At 47.8% G+C, this 249-nt stretch carries 1 protein-coding gene; it reads left to right on the top strand.

Annotated features, from left to right (window positions below; genetic code table 11):
• On the top strand, window positions 1–249 hold a 249-nt coding region (locus ABR397_RS25625; RefSeq protein ID WP_350307873.1), incomplete at both ends, for an RNA-guided endonuclease InsQ/TnpB family protein.

Here is a 249-nt window from a genome sequence, read left to right as displayed (position 1 = left end):
AAAACAGCAAATATGATGAAAAACCCCAGGCTGGCTCGCGCTATCAGTGACGCTGGCTGGTATGGATTCATCACAAAACTGGAATACAAGGCAGCAGAAAAAGGCGTTCATTTGGTGAAGCTGGATCAATGGTTCGCCAGTTCGAAAACCTGCCATTGTTGCGGTCATAAAATGCCGGAAATGCCGTTACATAAGCGCATCTGGCCATGTCCTGAATGTGGCGTTGAGCATGACCGAGATATCAATGCG

Source organism: Photorhabdus viridis (genome assembly GCF_040256935.1).
GTDB classification, from domain to species: domain Bacteria; phylum Pseudomonadota; class Gammaproteobacteria; order Enterobacterales; family Enterobacteriaceae; genus Photorhabdus; species Photorhabdus viridis.
The sequence above is the reverse complement of the archived record's forward strand: the minus strand, read 5'-3'. Positions and strand labels throughout refer to the sequence as shown.